The organism is Acinetobacter sp. YH12151 (assembly GCF_013418355.1).
Lineage (GTDB): Bacteria > Pseudomonadota > Gammaproteobacteria > Pseudomonadales > Moraxellaceae > Acinetobacter > Acinetobacter pseudolwoffii.
Map to the genome: position 1 here is coordinate 18,327 of NZ_VPCG01000029.1, position 19,238 is coordinate 37,564.

Annotated in this window: 15 protein-coding genes; 7 read left to right on the forward strand and 8 right to left on the reverse strand. The window is 44.1% G+C overall.

Annotation, left to right across the window (positions count from 1 at the left end; translation table 11 throughout):
• The first annotated feature begins 77 nt into the window (after positions 1-77).
• Positions 78-605, forward strand: coding sequence for a hypoxanthine phosphoribosyltransferase (hpt, locus tag FTU82_RS11045; protein WP_005173483.1), 528 nt, complete (start codon positions 78-80; stop codon positions 603-605).
• Between the two features lie 181 nt (positions 606-786).
• Entirely contained in the window at positions 787-1,044 is a 258-nt protein-coding gene (locus FTU82_RS11050; RefSeq protein ID WP_005173486.1) for a GlsB/YeaQ/YmgE family stress response membrane protein, read from the forward strand.
• Positions 1,045-1,121: 77 nt separating this feature from the next.
• Here the strand turns inward: FTU82_RS11050 and FTU82_RS11055 are convergent, their stop codons facing one another.
• A complete protein-coding gene (locus FTU82_RS11055) occupies positions 1,122-1,823 on the reverse strand; it encodes a DsbC family protein (RefSeq protein WP_180001641.1) in 702 nt (233 codons plus the stop codon).
• Between the two features lie 416 nt (positions 1,824-2,239).
• Between FTU82_RS11055 and FTU82_RS11060 the strand changes: the two genes are divergently transcribed.
• Positions 2,240-3,385 (forward strand): MFS transporter, encoded by a 1,146-nt coding sequence (locus FTU82_RS11060; RefSeq protein WP_180000464.1) that lies wholly within the window; start codon positions 2,240-2,242, stop codon positions 3,383-3,385.
• A gap of 41 nt (positions 3,386-3,426) precedes the next feature.
• On the opposite strand, the gene mnmE is transcribed toward FTU82_RS11060, so the two are convergent.
• The 5 genes from mnmE to rpmH form a co-directional block, all read right to left on the reverse strand.
• Complete coding sequence (gene mnmE, locus FTU82_RS11065) at positions 3,427-4,785, reverse strand: tRNA uridine-5-carboxymethylaminomethyl(34) synthesis GTPase MnmE (protein WP_180001640.1); 1,359 nt, start codon at positions 4,783-4,785, stop codon at positions 3,427-3,429.
• 91 nt (positions 4,786-4,876) lie between these two features.
• Positions 4,877-6,640, reverse strand: coding sequence for a membrane protein insertase YidC (yidC, locus tag FTU82_RS11070; protein WP_005173495.1), 1,764 nt, complete (start codon positions 6,638-6,640; stop codon positions 4,877-4,879).
• 5 nt (positions 6,641-6,645) lie between these two features.
• Positions 6,646-6,966, reverse strand: coding sequence for a membrane protein insertion efficiency factor YidD (gene yidD, locus FTU82_RS11075; RefSeq protein ID WP_180001639.1), 321 nt, complete (start codon positions 6,964-6,966; stop codon positions 6,646-6,648).
• Positions 6,967-6,975: 9 nt separating this feature from the next.
• Positions 6,976-7,368 (reverse strand): ribonuclease P protein component, encoded by a 393-nt coding sequence (rnpA, locus tag FTU82_RS11080; protein ID WP_100355778.1) that lies wholly within the window; start codon positions 7,366-7,368, stop codon positions 6,976-6,978.
• A 29-nt stretch (positions 7,369-7,397) separates the two neighbouring features.
• Positions 7,398-7,532 carry a 50S ribosomal protein L34 gene (gene rpmH, locus FTU82_RS11085; protein ID WP_000831329.1) on the reverse strand — a complete coding sequence of 45 codons (135 nt, stop codon included), beginning with the start codon at positions 7,530-7,532 and terminating at the stop codon, positions 7,398-7,400.
• A gap of 660 nt (positions 7,533-8,192) precedes the next feature.
• On the opposite strand from rpmH, the gene dnaA reads away from it, so the two are divergent.
• From dnaA to gyrB, 4 genes are all read left to right on the forward strand, one after another.
• The gene (dnaA, locus tag FTU82_RS11090; RefSeq protein ID WP_074383792.1) at positions 8,193-9,569 is read left to right on the forward strand and encodes a chromosomal replication initiator protein DnaA; all 1,377 of its coding nucleotides are present in this window, start codon (positions 8,193-8,195) and stop codon (positions 9,567-9,569) included.
• Positions 9,570-9,677: 108 nt separating this feature from the next.
• Entirely contained in the window at positions 9,678-10,826 is a 1,149-nt protein-coding gene (gene dnaN / locus FTU82_RS11095) for a DNA polymerase III subunit beta (RefSeq protein ID WP_074383791.1), read from the forward strand.
• Positions 10,827-10,854: 28 nt separating this feature from the next.
• The gene (recF, locus tag FTU82_RS11100) at positions 10,855-11,937 is read left to right on the forward strand and encodes a DNA replication/repair protein RecF (protein WP_005173511.1); all 1,083 of its coding nucleotides are present in this window, start codon (positions 10,855-10,857) and stop codon (positions 11,935-11,937) included.
• Positions 11,938-11,993: 56 nt separating this feature from the next.
• Complete coding sequence (gene gyrB / locus FTU82_RS11105) at positions 11,994-14,465, forward strand: DNA topoisomerase (ATP-hydrolyzing) subunit B (protein WP_180001638.1); 2,472 nt, start codon at positions 11,994-11,996, stop codon at positions 14,463-14,465.
• A 1,170-nt stretch (positions 14,466-15,635) separates the two neighbouring features.
• On the opposite strand, the gene FTU82_RS11110 is transcribed toward gyrB, so the two are convergent.
• Together FTU82_RS11110 and FTU82_RS11115 are read right to left on the reverse strand one after the other, a co-directional pair.
• Positions 15,636-16,799 (reverse strand): zinc-dependent alcohol dehydrogenase, encoded by a 1,164-nt coding sequence (locus tag FTU82_RS11110; RefSeq protein WP_180101336.1) that lies wholly within the window; start codon positions 16,797-16,799, stop codon positions 15,636-15,638.
• 343 nt (positions 16,800-17,142) lie between these two features.
• On the reverse strand, positions 17,143-19,074 hold the full coding sequence (locus FTU82_RS11115; RefSeq protein WP_074383787.1) for an ATP-binding cassette domain-containing protein: 1,932 nt from the start codon (positions 19,072-19,074) through the stop codon (positions 17,143-17,145).
• Positions 19,075-19,238 lie beyond the last annotated feature (164 nt).

Below are 19,238 nucleotides of genomic sequence, written 5' to 3' on the forward strand. Positions count from 1 at the left end.
TAAAATTACAGTGTATTCAGGTGTTGCAGGTCAACACCTTTTTTATTTTGCTATTTTTACTTTTTAGGTATCTACCCATGACCGTTCAAATGAGCGTAATGATTTCCGCTGAAGAAATTCAAGCTAAAGTCAAAGAGCTTGGTGCTCAAATCGATGCACACTATGCCAATAGTGACAAAGACCTTGTGCTCATCGGTTTATTACGTGGTTCAGTGATTTTTATGGCCGATTTGTGTCGTGTGATTTCCAAACCCCATGAACTGGATTTCATGACGGTATCCAGTTATGGCGGTGGCACCCTATCTTCGCGTGATGTAAAAATTCTGAAAGATTTAGACGGCGAAATCCGTGGCAAAGACGTGCTGGTGGTTGAAGATATTATTGACTCGGGAAATACCTTGAGCAAGGTGCTGGAAATCCTGCAAACCCGCCAACCGAACTCGATTCAACTGTGTACTTTGGTAAGTAAACCATCACGTCGTGAAATCGATTTAAAGGTCGAATTTTTGGGCTTTGAAGTTGAAGATAAATTTATCGTAGGTTATGGTCTGGACTATGACCAGAAGTATCGTCATCTGCCATTTATTGGTGAAATCGGTCTTTAAAGTTTATTTAAAAAAGTGGCTTAGGCCACTTTTTTTATGTCTCAAATAGACAGAAAAATAGGAACAAAAAATAACATCTCGTTTCAGGATTCAACTTTTTTTGCTTTCTATTCTGTTTCAAGATAATTAAACATGATGTAAAAACAAAGACATGATAGACATGATAACAAGGAGCATACCTATGTGGACAATTATTGTGGCGATTGTCATTGGTTTTATCGCGGGTCTGATTGCACGTGCAATCCATCCAGGTAATGACAAGGCAGGCTTTATCATGACGACCCTGTTAGGTATTGCCGGTTCCTTATTGGCTACATTTGCTGGTCGTATGCTCGGTCTTTATTCGGCAGATTCTGCGGCAGGTCTGATTGCTTCCGTGATCGGTGCGGTGATTATTCTGTTTATTTATAACATGCTGACCAAACGCCGTACGGTCTAAGCGGTTCTGGCTCAATCTGAGCAGTTCCAGTAAAAGCACCCAGTCGGGTGCTTTTTGCTCTTGTATATCTCTCAACTTTATAGTGAAAATTCCTTAAAAATCTGTTCGATCTGTTCTGCCGGATAGGCCCCCATGACTTTAAAACCATTCGAAAAAATAATTGCTGGTGTCCCATTCACACCCAAAGACTGGGCCAGTTTTTTATTTCGCTCAATCGGATTGGCACAACTTTTTTTCGATTTTGGCAGGCTACCTTGAGTGATCAGATCGTCCCAGGCCTGAGCAGGATTAGACGCGCAATACACCTGTTTTGAAGGCGCAACCGATTGTGGCTTTAAAGGCAGAATAAAAGTATAAATCGTCACATCCTTGAGTTTTTTCAACTCTACTTCAAGCTGTTTACAATACGGGCAATTTGGGTCAGAAAAGATCGCAATCTGACGTTTCCCCGTACCTCTTACACTTTTCACAGCATCTTGAAGCGGCAATTTTTTCCAGTCAACACTGTTCTGTTTTAGTATCAAATCACGGGTCAGATTATGCTGATCCTGAATCCGCAGCATCGACCCGGCAATCAGATGCTGGGCATCTTCATTCAGATAAACCACTTGACCCTGCATAAAACCACTGTAGATGCCCTTCATTTCCGTGGTCTGGATATTTTCGATTTTTAAATTGGGGCTATTCTTTGCCAGATTGGCTTTTACCATATCAATATTAGCGAATGCGAAGCTTGAAACAAATGTACTTAAAGCAATAATCAGTGTTTTTTTTAACATGAATGTTCTACATGAATCAGATAAAAATATGCTTCGATTCTAATGGGTCTGCTTTTAAATTACCCACGGATTTATGTTACTGTTTATTCCAAGTTTAATCAGTGCATTATGTTTCACGTGGAACAGAAGCGATAAAAGAAGCTTAAATGACGGACAAAAATAAATTCTTGTATGAGATTAAATTCTGGTTAAGATTTTATATCTTATAAAATAATATATTATTTTATTGAAATATATATAAACACATCTATTTGATTTAAAATCTTTTACTGATTCGCCCTTGACCATGTTTCTTGGCCCGCTCTACACTGCATATACTTTTCTTTTTCTTCGCTATGCCCTGACATGGATTGGCCAAGGATCAACACTATAACGGCATGTTCATGACAACAATAACCACTTGGCGACCCTTCTGGATGGTCAGCCTGGCTTTAATCATGGGAACGATTGGTACTGCTTTGGCGAGTCCACTCTATCCGATTTATCAACAACTCTGGAATTTATCCCCAAGCCAGATTACCTATATTTTTGTCGCCTATATGTTTGGCTGTCTGGGCACCTTATTGTTCCTGGGGCGCACCAGCAATAGCATTGGCTTTTTAAAAACTCTACAAATTGGCCTCGTGTTTATTAGTCTGGGTTTGATTATTTCGGTCTTTGCCAATAATGCCCTGATTTTATCTCTGGGCCGTTTCATTATCGGGATTGCCTCTGGTTTGATGACGACTTCTGCCATGCTTGGCATGATGCAGACCATTCCGGAGAGTCATAAGCAGCTTGCGCCGCAATGGGTCTCTATTTTGACTGCGATTGGCTTTGGTCTGGGTCCGTTTATCGGGGGAGTCATTGCGCAGTTTTCTCAAGCCCCGCTGGTGACTCCCTATATTCCGATTATTGTTGGAGCAGTGCTTTGTTTTATCGGCTTATTCTGGTTAAAAGTGCCTGCTTTTGAGCGTCAGCCCTTTAGTATCGCCCCCAAATTACAGCGTCCTGAGGCTCAATATCATGCTGTATTTATGATCATTGGGTTCACTGCATTTAGTGCCTTTGCTGCCTTTAGTTTATTTGCCTCACTTTCGCCTTCTTTTGTGCAAGATATTTTACCGTGGCATGGCCCTTTAGTAAGTGGTACCGCCATTACCTGTATTCTGCTGGTATCTGCAGTGGTGCAATACCTGGCCAAAGCGGTGGCTGCAAAAAAATGTCTGAATATCGGCTTGGTCATGATGCTGATTAGCCTGCTCAGCCTTGCATTGTGTATGTTGCTTAAGGCAAGTTTCTTATTCTTCGTGAGCGATCTCTTATTTGGTATTGGGCATGGTTTTGCCCTGATGGGGGCTTTTGGCGTGATTCATGCTATCACCACTTTGCAAAACCGGGCCGCGGTGATGTCGACCTACTTGTTTATTGGCTATTTGGGCACCATTGTGCCGATTCTTGCGGTGGGTTACTTGGCCGACCATTTTGGATTAAATTTCGCTGTGATCAGCTTCTGTGTGGCGATGAGTGCTTTATGTGTCGTGCTCTGGTTATGCCACCAGAAGCTCAGTGTAAAAGCTTAAAATAGCCCTCTGATGAGGGCTATTTATGCATAATTTTTTGCTTACTTTCCAATACAAAACGAACCGAAAATTTTTCCAAGCAGATCATCGGCACTAAAGTCACCGGTAATTTCCCCCAGTGCATTCTGGGCTAGACGTAAGGACTCCGCCACCAGTTCACCGGCGTTGTACATCACCAATTGTTCACGTGCTTCAGCCAAATACAGTTGAGTGCGCTTCATTGCGTCTAAATGACGGGTACGCGCAATAAAGGTATCTTCTTCAGGCTGGAAGCCTGCATGCGCTGTAATCGCCTCTATGAGCGCTTGCACACCAGTTTCCTGCTTGGCAGAGACTGCGATATGCCGAAAACCATTCAAATCAGCAATTGCAGCTTCAGCACCAGTCAGATCACACTTATTCCCAATCAGCATCAGACGTTTTGCTTCAATATGTTCAGCAAAATATTCTTGGGCCAGTTGCAGCGGATCTTCACCTTGACTTAGGTCATAGACCAGCAGTAACAAATCGGCCTGTTCGATTTCCTTGATTGCACGGCGAATCCCTTCTTTTTCGACAATATCCCCGGTCTCACGCAAGCCTGCGGTATCCGTCAGGGTAATTGGCAAGCCATTTAAGGTGATTTTTTCATGCAGCACATCACGCGTAGTACCTGCAATATCCGTCACAATCGCACGTTCAATCCCGGCCAGCGCATTCAGTAATGAAGATTTACCGGCATTCGGTTTACCGGCAATCACCACTTGCAAACCTTCACGCAATAACTGACCTTGACGTGCTGATTGCTGAACTTGCGTGACCGCAGTCGCCACACCATCGAGCAGATTCAGAATCTTGCCATCGGCCAGAAAGTCAATTTCCTCTTCAGGAAAATCAATTGCGGCTTCCACGTGCAAACGTAAATGCACCAGCTGCTCAAGCACCGTATTGACTTTGTTTGAAAATGCACCTTGCAGGGAACGAACCGCAGAACGCGCAGCTGCTTGTGAAGTGGCATCAATCAGGTCAGCAATGGCTTCAGCCTGTACCAAGTCCATCTTGCCATTTTCAAAAGCACGCATGGAAAACTCACCGGCTTTGGCAGCAATCGCACCCAGTTCCAGCAAACGTGCAAGCAAGGCATTTTGAATCACCGGACCGCCATGACCTTGTAACTCCACCACATCCTCACCGGTAAAGGAATGCGGATTCGGGAAACAAATAGCTAGGCCTTCATCCATAATTTCACCAGCGGTATCGTAAAACTTACGAAAGGCAGCATAGCGTGCACCGGCAAGGGGTTGTTTTGTGAGTGCTTCGGCAATTTCATAGGATTTTGGACCCGATAGGCGAATCACCCCAACGCCGCCACGTCCTGGTGGCGTTGCAATCGCAGCAATAGTCGTGGTTCGGTTGAGCATAAAATTCACCTAAAAAATCCAAAAGTTCAGCCAAAAAAAATCCGCCTAAGAGTATCATCTTAAGCGGATTTATTCAGCCCGTCATTACAACTTAGTTGACTGGCGTTGCTTCATCACGTTTGGCACGTTCTTTAGCAACAGACTTGTTAATCAAACCTTGTTGCAGGATGGTGATCAAGTTGTTCACAATCCAGTATAGAACCAAGCCCGCAGGGAAGAACAGCAAGAATACGGTAAAAATCACCGGCATAATCTTGAAGACTTTGGCTTGCATTGGATCAGTGGGTTGAGGATTTAAGGACTGTTGAATATACATCGTCAGACCCATTAACAATGGCAGGATAAACCATGGATCCATTGAGGATAAATCCTGAATCCAGAGCATCCATGGCGCATGACGCAGTTCAACCGATTCCATCAAGACCCAGTACAAAGCCAGGAAGATTGGCATTTGTAATAACAGCGGTAAACAGCCTGCAAGCGGATTGACCTGTTCACGTTTGTACAGTGCCATCATTTCCTGAGAGAAGCGCATACGGTCTTCACCAAACTCTTCTTTCATACGCTGCATTTCTGGAGCAATCACACGCATTTTCGCCATTGAGCGGTAGCTCTTCGACGACAATGGCCACAGAATCAGTTTCACCAGAATGGTCAATAGAATAATTGCCCAGCCCCAGTTACCCACTAAACCATGGAAGAATTCCAGACCCACGAACAAGAGTTTCGCAATTGGCCATAACCAGCCATAATCGACTGTTTGGTTTAAACCTGTGGCCAAATCCTTCAATTCTGACTGGATTTTTGGACCTGAATAGAAGGTCGCATCAATCTCGGCCACAGTACCTGCAGGCACATTAAAGGTTGGAGAAGTAAAACCAATAATGTTCATGTTATCGGTTGATTTACGTGATTCAAGCTTGGCGCTATACGCTTCACCATTACCCTGAGTCAACTTCAGATTACCAGGTACCCAAGCACTGACAAAGTAGTGCTGTACCATGGCAACCCAGCCACCTGTCGCTTCAGTACTGACTTTTTCTTCAACAAAGTTGTCAAATTTAAGCTTGTTGTACTGCTCGTCTGGCGTACCCCAGGCACCGCCCAGGAAAGTCCCTAACGTGAAAATACCCTGGTCTGATTTACCCGGATCTTCTGAATTATCACGTTTGATCTGGCCAAACATCTGACCTTGCCAGGTCTGAGCACTGCGGTTCACCACTTTGTGGTTCACAACAACCGGATATTCACCTTCAGTGAAATTGAAGGTTTTGATAATCTCGACACCATCCGCGGTTTTAAATACCAACGGTACAGACAAGACTTTAAGGTTTTCACCCTCTTTAGATTTGGTTGCTTTCGCGTCTGCCAAGGTATAAGCGGTTTTTTCCAGCTCATACGTCGGACGGCCGTTACGGCTGCTGTCCGGTCCATTTAGACCGATCAGACCAGACTGAGCGACATAAGTACGTTTCGCATCGCTTTCCAGCATCACGAACGGTTCATCGCTGTCCTTGTTTTTGTCATGATTGAGTAATTCAACACGAACAATATCACCACCTTTCGGATTGATCCAAAGATGATAAAGGTCAGTTTGTACTGAAATAAGCTGCTGACTTACAGGTGCTGTGGCATCCGTGGCTTGCTGCGCTGGCATATTCGCTTGTGGCAGATCAGAGGCAACAGTAGCCGTCTGAGCATTTGGCAAATCTGCAGATACGTCATGCGAAACAACAGCAGTTTCTGGCTGCGGTTTGGTTTCAGCATTTCCATAATCTTTTTGCCACGCCAAAATGAGCAAATATGCGACAACAAACATGGCTCCGAGAATTGCAATCCTGGCCCATTGTTGCATATGTATTACCCCAAGTGGTGAGAGTGATTTTGGTTCAATAAACGATCACGAAAGGGTACAGCAACGTGAAGCGTTTGAGAATCTATTTGCTGAAATGAAATAAAACGAATCGCTTTAGAGGGAACAGGATCATATCCCGAGCCCCCCCACGGATGACAACGGCAAATACGCTTAGTAGCCAGCCACACTCCACGTCCAGTCCCATGTATCTGGACTGCTTCCAAGGAATATTGAGAACAAGTTGGAATATAACGACAGCGCGGTCCCAATAAAGGACTGATCGCAATCTGATAGAAACGTATCAACCAATGTAGTAAACGTACCATTGGCCTACTCTACTTTTGTGGGGAGGGGGCTATTTTTGTATGCTTTTTGGCAAGACGGTTCAGTTTTTGCCAAGCAAATTGTAATTGCTGATGCAATTCTGCATTAGGCACTGCTTCCACACCTATTTTTGGCATGATTACAATGTCTAAGTCATCTAATTGCTGTTGATGCAGGCGAAAACTTTCGCGAGCAAGTCGTTTTACTCTATTTCGTTCGTGTGCTCGGCGCACTTTCTTCTTAGCAACAACTAAACCCAAACGGCTATTTGGCAGTTCGGAATGTTTTGCAAGAAATAAGAAATGGGGCTGATGCACTTTAAAAAGCGCACCATCAAACACACCTTTATAATCGGCGGCACAGCGTAATCGCAACTCTGTACCAAAACTATAAAGTTTTGTCATAACACCCAAAATCGTCTTAGCGTAACTGATTAAACAGTTAAGCTATGACGACCTTTTGCACGACGGCGAGCTAATACTTGACGACCAGCTTTAGTAGCCATACGAGCACGGAAACCATGAACACGCTTACGCTTTAATTCAGATGGTTGGAATGTACGTTTCATATTGAAACTCCAAAAAATGATCTTTCTATGAAGGTCCGCGATTTTAGTGCTCATTGCTTGAGCTGTCAATGCAAAAGCACTTTTCTTTTCAAATAAGCTTAAAAAAGATTTTTATACGAGTTTTCAAAAAAACTGTTGGTGAAATGACTAAATTATACTTAACCACAGATTAAATTATTGTTATACATAGATATATAACTTATAAACAACTCTATCAACAAAGTTATCCACAATCTATCCAGTGTTGAAAAGCAAGATTCTGTTTTTGAATTTAAATTCGTAATCTCTCGATTTATCCACAGAAAACTCAAAGCTTATAAATAAATTCAAATTTATAAATTTAAGTTTATTATTATTAGGGAGCACTTTTTCTATGGATAAGCCACTTTTTATTTAACTAAACATATATTTATGTTGTGGATAAAACTGTTTCTAATAATTTTATACTTTGTGGATAACTTTGTGTTATATTTTATCCACAGCTTGCGGATAAACTTATCCACACCGGGTTTTAAATTTAAATTTATGCACGATGATGGCTTTTTGCACAGTTTCTGTGGAAATGATCATGACAGATGTGGATAACTTGGTTAGAATGGCGACCCGCTTTTGGTCGCGGTCATCTTTTTGAATGAACAATGGAATGAATAGGGGATTCACATGCTTTGGACGGACTGCTTAAATCGCCTGCGACAAGAGCTCTCTGGAAATGTCTTTACAATGTGGATTCGCCCATTGGTTGCAGAAGAGTTGGAAGATAGCTTGCGTTTGTATGCACCCAATCCTTACTGGACGCGTTACATTCAAGAGCATCATCTGGAACTGATTACGATTCTGGCCGAACAGCTGTCCGAAGGACGGGTACGCAAGGTCGAAATTTTGGTCGATTCACGTCCTGGTGCGATTTTATCGGCCAGTGAACAGCCAGCGACCACCACCGCGGCGTTGACTTCAACCCCAATGCCGGTACAAAAACCGAAAAAAGAAAAAGAAGATACGGTTAAAAATAGCCGTAGACGTCAGCTCAATCCGTTATTTACTTTCTCGCTGTTTGTCGAAGGCCGTTCTAACCAGATGGCAGCAGAAACCTGTCGCAAGGTACTGACCCAACTCGGTGCTTCACAGCATAATCCCTTATTTTTATATGGGCCGACCGGTCTGGGTAAAACTCACTTGATGCAGGCCGTGGGCAATGCACTGTTGCAGGCCAAGCCGAATGCACGGGTGATGTACATGACCGCGGAAAGCTTTGTACAAGATTTTGTTAGTTCTTTGCAGCAAGGCAAAGTGGAAGAATTTAAGAAAAATTGCCGTTCTCTGGATTTGTTACTGGTCGATGACATCCATTTACTGGCCGGTAAAGAAGCCAGCCTGGTAGAATTTTTCTACACCTTTAACGCACTTTTAGATGAATCTAAGCAGATTATTCTGACCTCGGACCGCTATCCAAAAGAACTGACTGAACTGGATCCACGTTTAGTTTCACGGTTTTCCTGGGGCTTGTCGGTCGGGGTTGAACCACCGGATATTGAAACCCGGATTGAGATTTTATTAAGAAAAGCCGAAAGCAATCAGGTAGATTTACCGCGTAACTGTGCCCTGTTTATTGCGCAGCAGGTGGTGGCCAACGTGCGTGAACTGGAAGGTGCACTAAACAAAGTGGTGGCAATTTCACGTTTTAAAGGCACACCGATTGATCTGGATGTGGTGCGTGAATCCTTAAAAGATGTGCTGGCGATTCGTGCCCGCACCATCAGTACTGAAAATATTCAGCGTGTGGTCAGTGAATATTTCCGTATTCCCTTAAAAGAGATTGTCGGACCGAAACGCACCCGAATTTATGCCCGTCCACGTCAGCTGGCGATGGGTCTGGCACGTGAACTGACCGGCGACAGTTTTCCAGAAATTGGCATGGCTTTTGGTGGTCGTGATCACAGTACCGTGATGCATGCCTGCGAGAAAGTGCAGAGCCTACGTGAGGAAGATCCCATCTTTAACGAAGACTATAAAAACCTGCAACGTCTGTTGCAAAGTTGACCTAAATCGCTCAAATTCTATTCTTGCTATGCGGCTGCTTTTGCCGCATAGTAAACCGTTAAAAATTCACTTTTTCTATATTAATCTTCAGCTTTAGAGGAATGCACCGTGCGTTTAAAAATCGCGAAAGAAAGCTTACTGAATGTTCTCTCACATGTCGTAGGAGCGGTTGAACGTCGCCATACCTTAAATATTTTATCTAACCTGAAAATTCAGGTGACTGCACAGGCATTAACCGTGACCGGTTCCGACCTTGAGGTTGAACTGGTGGCCAGTACAACACTGGCTGAAGGTGCATGTTTGCAGGCCGGGGAGACCACAGTTCCGGCGCGTAAGCTGATTGATATCTGTAAGTCACTTCCTTCAGCGGCATTGGTGGATTTGCATATTACTGAAGATCAGCGCTGCATTCTCAAATCAGGTAACAGCCGTTTTGTACTGGGTACCTTGCCTGCTGATGATTATCCATTACTGAATACTGAAAACACCCAAGGTACGCAAGTAACAGTCACCCAGCGTGAGCTGAAGCGTTTATTCGAGAAAACTGCCTTTGCGATGGCGGTGCAGGATGTGCGTTTTTACCTGACCGGTACTTTGCTGGAAATTGATGCCAATCAGCTGCGTGCTGTGACCACCGATGGCCACCGTCTGGCGCTTTGTGAAACTGCGGCTCAATCTACTGCGACCCAGCCGATTCAAGCGATTGTGCCACGTAAAGCCGTGGCGGAATTACAGCGTCTGCTCAGTGTTGAAGATGAGCAGTTATCTTTGCTGATTGGTCGTGAACTGCTGAATGTGACCATCAATATGCCAAGCCGTGACAAGGAACAGGCCGATATTACCGTGCGTTTCACCACCAAACTGATTGATGGTAAATTCCCGGATTATCGTCGTGTGATTCCACGTGGCGGTGACAAAATCGTGATGATTGCGCATGATGTGTTCAAGCAGTCTTTGCAGCGTGTCGCGATTTTAAGTAATGAAAAACTCCGTGGCGTGTTCCTGAATTTTAATGCCGATTCCCTGCAACTTCGCGCCAATAACCCGGAACAGGATGAGGCGATTGAAGACTTAGCCATTCAATATGCCGACTCACCGCTGGAGATGTCGTTTAATGCGCAGTACTTGATTGAGGTGCTGGGTGTGCTGGATGGTGATGATGTCTCCATGACCATGACTGAAGCCAATCAGTCTGTGTTAGTACAAGACCCGGCACATACCGATCAAACTTATGTCGTCATGCCGATGCGTGTTTAAGTCGCGGCTATTGATACTCGTATAAGACATGCATATTACGCGTTTACATATTGAGCGTGTACGGAATTTAAAGACGGTTGCTCTCCACAGATTGCAGCCGTTTAATGTTTTTTATGGCCAAAATGGTTCAGGTAAAACCTCGATTTTAGAGGCGATTCATTTGCTAGCTGCCGGTCGTTCTTTCCGTACCCATATCCCGAAAAATTATATTCAGCATGGCGCACAAGACGCGATTGTGTTTGCACAGTCCGCGACCGAAAAAATCGGCATGCAAAAAATGGCCAGCGGGGAACAGCTGATTAAGGTCAATGGTGATCTGGTGGCAACGCAGGGCCAACTCGCCAAGCTATTGCCTTTGCAGCTGATTGACCCACAAAGTACCGATATTATTGATCATGGTGCCAAGCCACGACGTCAACTTTTAGACTGGTTAATGTTCCACGTGGAACCTGAGTTTTATCATGCCTGGCAATATTATTCGCGTGCCTTGAAGCAGCGCAATAGTTTGCTCAAAAGCAAACGTTTCTTGAGTCTGTCCGATCTGGAGCCTTGGAACCAGATGCTGAGTGAGTATGGTGAACTTCTGCATTCGCAACGTGCGGGTATCGTGGAACAGTGGAAGTCCTTTTTTGAAGATGATCTAAAGCAGCTATTGCCTGATCTGCAGATCAGTCTGGAATACAGTCCGGGGTTTCATAGTGAAACCGGCCTGCTGAATGATCTGACCAATCAGCATGCAAAAGATCTGGAAAGACGTTATACAGAATACGGTCCACATCGCGCAGATTTGCGTCTGAAAACCCCTCTGGGGGATGCTGATGTGATCCTGTCACGCGGGCAAAAAAAGCTGCTGATGATGGCGTTAAAACTGTCGCAAATCGCAATGCTGCATTCTTGTAATAAGGAAACTGTGGTATTATTAGATGATGTGACAGCAGAATTAGATTTAACCGCACAACAACGTTTAATTGAGCGATTGAGCCAACTTGGTAGTCAAGTTTTTATTACCACCTTAGACCATGAATCAGTACAAAAGCACTTACATGATTTGTCTATCTCATATCAGTTATTCAATGTTGAAAACGGTACAGTTCAGGTTGTTGTGCAATAGTATTTTTTTAGTTTTACCCATCTTGGGATAGACCTATTTTTCACTAGGGAGAAACCATGAGTTCAGAAGATCAAGCTGCTTCTCAAACAGAACAAACCATTGAAAAGGCTTATGATTCCTCTAGCATCAAGGTATTACGTGGTTTAGACGCAGTACGTAAGCGTCCGGGCATGTACATTGGTGACACAGACGATGGCACAGGCTTGCACCACATGGTGTTCGAAGTAGTCGATAACTCGATTGATGAAGCCTTGGCAGGCCACTGTGATGAAATTATAGTGACTATTCATGAAGATGAATCGGTTTCAGTTTCTGACAACGGTCGTGGTATTCCAACCGATATTCACCCTGAAGAAGGCGTGTCTGCGGCAGAGGTGATTTTGACCATTCTGCATGCCGGCGGTAAGTTTGATGACAACAGTTACAAGGTCTCAGGCGGTTTGCATGGCGTAGGTGTGTCTGTGGTCAACGCACTCTCTGAAAAACTACTGTTGAACATCAGTCGTGCAGGTAAAACCTATGAACAGGAATACCGTCATGGTGATCCTGTTTATAAATTACGTGAAACAGGGACAACCGAAACGTCAGGTACCACTGTACGTTTTTACCCAAGTGCTGAAACTTTTAGCCAAACCATATTCAATGTCGATATTCTGGCGCGTCGTTTGCGTGAACTATCGTTTCTGAACGCAGGTGTACGCATTGTACTTCGTGATGAGCGCGTCAACCTTGAAAATATCTATGACTATGAAGGTGGTTTATCTGAGTTCGTTAAATACATTAACGAAGGCAAAACGCATCTGAACGATATTTTCCATTTCACTACTGCACAGCCCGATACCGGCATTACGGTAGAAGTGGCATTACAGTGGAATGATTCTTATCAGGAAAACGTACGCTGCTTTACCAATAACATCCCGCAAAAGGATGGTGGTACACATTTGGCCGGTTTCCGTGCTGCACTGACCCGTGGTTTAAATAACTACATGGACAGCGAAAATATCCTGAAAAAGGAAAAAGTTGCAGTCTCGGGGGATGATGCGCGTGAAGGTTTAACCGCGATCGTCTCGGTGAAAGTGCCTGATCCAAAATTCTCTTCGCAGACCAAAGAAAAACTGGTGTCGAGTGAAGTAAAAACTGCGGTTGAGCAGGCCATGAACAAGGCATTTTCTGAATATCTTTTAGAAAATCCACAAGCAGCGAAATCGATTGCCGGCAAAATTATTGATGCCGCACGTGCCCGTGATGCAGCGCGTAAAGCCCGTGAAATGACCCGTCGCAAGAGCGCACTGGATATTGCCGGTCTTCCAGGTAAATTGGCCGATTGTCAGGAAAAAGATCCAGCCTTGTCTGAACTGTATCTGGTCGAGGGTGACTCTGCGGGTGGATCTGCGAAGCAAGGCCGTAACCGTAAAATGCAGGCGATTTTGCCGCTGAAAGGTAAGATTCTGAACGTAGAGCGTGCGCGTTTCGACCGGATGATTTCCTCTGCGGAAGTCGGCACACTGATTACTGCACTTGGCTGTGGTATTGGTCGTGAAGAATATAACCCGGACAAATTGCGTTACCATAAAATCATTATCATGACCGATGCTGACGTCGATGGTTCGCACATTCGTACGCTGCTGTTGACCTTCTTCTTCCGTCAGATGCCTGAACTGGTCGAGCGTGGTCATATCTATATCGCCCAGCCACCACTCTACAAGCTGAAAAAAGGCAAGCAGGAACAGTACATCAAAGATAACGATGCACTGGAAACTTACCTGATTTCCAATGCCATTGACGAGCTAGAACTGCATATCAGTGCTGAAGCACCTGCGATTCGTGGTGAAGCACTGGCAAGGGTGATTGCCGATTATCAAACCTCACAGAAGAGCTTGGCCCGTTTAACCCAGCGTTATCCGGCGAGCTTGCTCGATGCTTTGCTGTCGCTGGACGCCTTTAAACTCGATCAGCTTGAAGATAAAAGTTATGTCGAAACTTGGGGTGAAAACCTGCGTGCAGCGATTGAAGCCATTCAGCCGACGCTACGTCCAGAATTAACGCTGGAATCTTTCGAGAAAGAACTGGCAGATGGCCAGAAAACTCAAAGCTGGTTACCAAGAATCACCATCTATGTGCATAACCTGCCACATAGTTATCTATTAGACTCTGTGCTTTTAGGTTCAAGTGAATATGCACGTTTATTAAAGAATTCGAAGAGCTGGTTCAGCCTGCTTGAAGAGGGTGCTTATTTGCAAAAAGGTGATCGTAAGATTAACGTGAACAATTTTCATCAGGTTTGGCAGCATATTCTGTCTGACTCGCGTCGCGGCATGATGATCCAGCGTTATAAAGGTCTGGGTGAGATGAATGCGGAACAGTTGTGGGAAACCACCATGGATCCGGATAATCGTAACATGCTGCAAGTGACAGTCACCGATGCGATTGAAGCAGACCGCATGTTCTCTTGTCTGATGGGCGATGATGTGGAACCACGTCGTGCCTTCATTGAAGAAAATGCCTTGAATGCAGACATTGATACCTGATTAAGATGATTTTAAAAAGCGCCTTTCGAGGCGCTTTTTTGATGCAAAATTTATGCGAATATCATCTGAATTTTTTTGGAGGAATTCCAATCTAGAGCGTGCTTTTCTGCCAAATGATCAGTTAATTTTAGCTATAAAAAAGTCGAATTAAGCGGTGGCTAATCGACCTAAAAAGAATTATCCATAAGTAAGCAACATAAAGACAAGTATGAGATCTGGATGAATGCAATTTATCATGGTGGGGAAGTAATTGTGCCACTATAAATATGAAGATTTTAGCAGGGTTTAAAGGATAACTATCGATACTAGGATCAATTGTACATGTGCTAAAAAATAGCGTGTAGAAGCCATTGAAGCCAAAGTTGGTGTATGAAAAATACCCGTAGCGAAGGCCAAATTGAAGAGTGGAGAGCAATAGAGCTGGAAAATAATAAATACAAAATGATAAAGCTGGTTTTTTTAAATTCTATTATTTGAATGGCTTATTAAAATATCCTGCCGTATCTCAAATAATATGTGAATAGGATTATTTTAAGGTCTGCTCTAAATATGATCAAATATGTGGATAACTACAAAGTTATCCCTAATTAATTATGTGAATAAGATTGTATTTATCCACAAACCAACTCCCTCTCTAGTTAATTTCTGGTTTTAAATTTAAAAATATTTGGCTTGTGGGTAAGTGCTTTTGAATTTAAAATGGCGTTTTGAATTTAAAGTGCTATTTAGAGTTATATTTCCTCTGTTATATAACCCTGCAAAATCAATAGCTACTCGTCAGCATGATTGAGCAGCTATTTTTATCGAAAACTACAAATACTTTTAAAATTAATTACTTATATATCTATTGTAGTTTTATTTAATAATGAGCGTGAAACATATTTTGATTGAAAAATAGAGGGTGTAGTTAAACTACATAATTAATTTAACAATCAAGTGAATTTTCATTTTTTAATTTAAAATCATCGTGTTATTACTTTCCTTTCTTAACTCTTTAGATTTGTATCTGCTGGTTAAGGTCTAAATTTCATTTTGACAATCATGCTATGCATGATGTTTAGAAAAAACAGAAAAGGACATCAAAGTTTTGTGAATTGAAAATAGAAAAAATACAATTCATCAAATGCTGTAAAAAAAGCGCCTGACGGCGCTTTTTGCTATCCAAGCTATTTAGGGTGTCAGGATAATCTTGCGGCAGTCTTCTTCACGTTTATCGAAAATGCGATAACCTTCAGCAGCATCTTCCAGTTTCATGCGATGGGTAATAATCAGGTCTGGCGAAAGGTCACCATTTTCAATATGTTCCAGTAATTGTGGCAGGAACTTGTGCACATGGGTTTGTCCCATTTTAAAGGTCAGGCCTTTATCGAAGGCATCACCAAACAGGAAACCGTGAATTGGACCGGCATAAACCCCCGGCACACTGACCACACCGCCACGGCGCACCGCCGCAATACATTGTCTTAGCGCAGAACCACTCGAACCTTCCAGTTTTAGATTGGTCATTACCGTTTCCAACATACTCCCTTTGGCCTCAAAACCCACCGCATCAATCACCGCATCGACACCACGATAACCTGCCGTATTTTGAATGATGAATTCGGCTGCATCCACGTCATCAAAATTGACCAGAATCGCCCCATAAGTTTGATGAGCAAAACGCAAGCGATAAGGATGGTGATCGACCATAAAGATCTGTTCGGCACCAAGCATGCGTGCGCAGGCCGCAGCCAGCAGACCGACCGGCCCAGCTCCATAAATGGCGACACTGGAACCTCGGCCAATCTGGGCATTGGTCACAGCTTGCCAGGCTGTGGGTAAAATATCGGTCAGAAACAATACTTTTTCATCAGGCAGGGAACCGGGAACCTTAAACGGTCCGACATTGCCTTTGGGAATCCGCACATATTCGGCCTGACCGCCTGGTACACCGCCATACAGATGGCTATAACCAAACAGGGCGGCACCTGGTGGAATCTGTTTTTTATTGATAATCGCACCACGTCCGCTATTGGTATTTTCACAGGCAGCCATCAGCTCGTGTTCACAGAAAAAACAGTGGCCACATGCAATCACAAAGGGAATAATCACCCGATCGCCTTTTTTTACTGAAGTGACTTCAGGACCGACTTCTTCGACCACCCCCATAAATTCATGACCGAAAATATCACCCTGTTCGGTTGCGGGAATTTTCCCACGATAAAGATGCAGGTCTGAGCCACAGATAGCAGTAGCCGTTACTCTGAGAATGACATCATCTGCTTCCTGAATGACTGGATCAGGAACAGATTCAACTCGTACATCGCGAGTACCGTGATAAGTAAGAGCACGCATGCGGATTTCCTCTCTCTAGTTCAACATTAAACAGACTCGAATCAAGGCTGCCGAAAATTAAAAAACACTTGTATTAGAGCCTTAGGATGCAAGCTGACGCTGTAAATTAATGTATGAAAAAAGCCACTTCACTGTTTAAAAAATAAACTTATATGGCACTTGCGTAATTCACGACAAAATGTGTCGAGTTTTGAAGAAGAGATGCAGTACTCAAGAATAGCGAGCAACTACCCGAAGATGAAAAGCAGGAGGAAAATATTAAAAATGGGTGGTTTTAATAAAAAAAAGAGATGAATAACGCTTGTTACTCATCTCTCAGATAATGGAGGGTGTTGAAATAGCGTTAGAAGGACTGCTCCAGACTTTCCAGTTCCATCATCAGTTCTAGCATTTGCTCTTCGGCTGTTTCCAGTTTGGCTTTCAGCTCGGTTTGCTCATTCATCAGTTTGAGCAAATCATTTTTACGTGAGGCTTCATATAAAGCACTGTCACCCAGTAAAGTTTCAATTTCAGCCAGACGCGGCGTAACCTTTGCAATCTGTGCTTCGCATTTTTCGATATTTTTACGAATCGGGCGGCTCAGTTCCCGCTGGCGTGCCGCTTCCTTACGCTGTGCTTCTTTGTCCAGTTTGGAAATGGTTGCTTTGACTTCGACCTGAGATTTCACCGGCTCGGCTGGCTTCTGCCCGTTTTTGATCATCTCAATGCGGGCCTGACGTAACCAGTCGGCATAAGCGGTCAGATCACCGTCAAATTCACGGCATTGACCATTATGTACCAGCAGCAATTCATCACAGACACTGGCAATCAGCTGGCGTTCATGCGATACCAGCACCACAGCACCTTCAAAATCCTGCAAGGCCATGGTCAATGCATGACGCATATCCAGATCTAAATGGTTGGTCGGTTCATCCAGAATCAACACGTTTGGACGCTGCCAGACAATCAATGCCAGAGCCAGACGGGCACGTTCACCGCCTGAGAAACTTTCACTTGGCGTATCCATGCGTTCGCCGCTAAAACCAAAACTGCCCAGGAAAGAACGTAAGCTGGCTTCACTGATTTTTTTATCGGCAATACGGGCCAGCTGTAACATCGGGCTGGCATTGCCATCCAGTGCATCCATTTGGTGTTGGGCAAAGTAGCCAATATTGAGCAGTTCCGAGTCTTTGCGCAGACCCTGAAGCAATTTTAAATCACCGACCAGCGATTTAATTAGGGTAGATTTACCGGCACCATTCATCCCGAGCAAACCAATCCGGCTGCTTGGCGTGATCTGTAAATTGACATTGGTGACAATCAGCTTGTCACCATAACCAATATCGGCATGTTCCAGTTGCAATAAAGGCGAACTCATTTTGGTCGGTTCACGGAAACTGAAGGTAAATGGTGTATCAACATGGGCAGCAGACAGTTCCTGCATACGCTCCAGCTGTTTGATCCGGCTCTGTGCCTGCTTGGCTTTGGTGGCTTGCGCTTTAAAACGGTCAATATATTTTTGCAGATGCGCGCGGGTTTCCAGCTGCTTTTCATAAGCCTGTTGCTGCTGCGCCAGACGTTCACTGCGGGTGCGCTCGAAGGTCGAGTAGTTACCGGTATATAAAATCAGTTCCTGATTTTCAATATGTAAAATATGATCGGTAATCGCATCGAGGAAATCCCGGTCATGCGAAATCAGCACCAGCGTACCTTCATAGGCTTTCAGCCAGTCTTCGAGCCAGAGAATGGCATCCAGGTCTAAATGGTTGGTCGGTTCATCAAGAAGGAGTAAATCGGAACGGCTCATCAGGGTACGCGCCAGATTCAGGCGCATGCGCCAGCCACCAGAAAAACTTGAAACATCCAGTTGGGATTGATGTTCAAAAAAGCCCAGACCGGCCATCAGTTGCGAAGCTTTGGCCGGCGCAGAATAACCTGAAATTTCATCAAAACGGCCATATAAATGGGCCAGTTCTGCATCATCCAGCTGATCTGGCTGCTCCAGTTTCTGTTGAATATCCCAGTATTCTTCATCGCCGGACAAGACGAAATCAATGGCTTTCATATTCAGCGCTTTGATTTCCTGCGCCATATGCGCCACGGTCCATACCGCAGGACGGGTCAACGAACCGGTGTCTGACTCCATGCCACCGAGCAAGGCTGAAAACAGGGTCGATTTCCCGGCACCATTGACACCGGTTAGGCCAATTTTCCATCCTGGGTGTAACTGCATCGACGCTTTTTGAAATAAAACACGTCCACCGCGACGTATAGATAACTGGTCTAACTGAATCATTGAGAAATCAAAGCTAAGAAATAAGATGCGTCTATTCTATAGTCAAACTACTTTATTATCCATACAGGATTCGAAAAAAACTCGAAATAATTCATCGACTGAGTCGATCAACCATTCTTTACGCTTACGTTTAACCCATGCCCACATCTGTTCTATAGGATTTA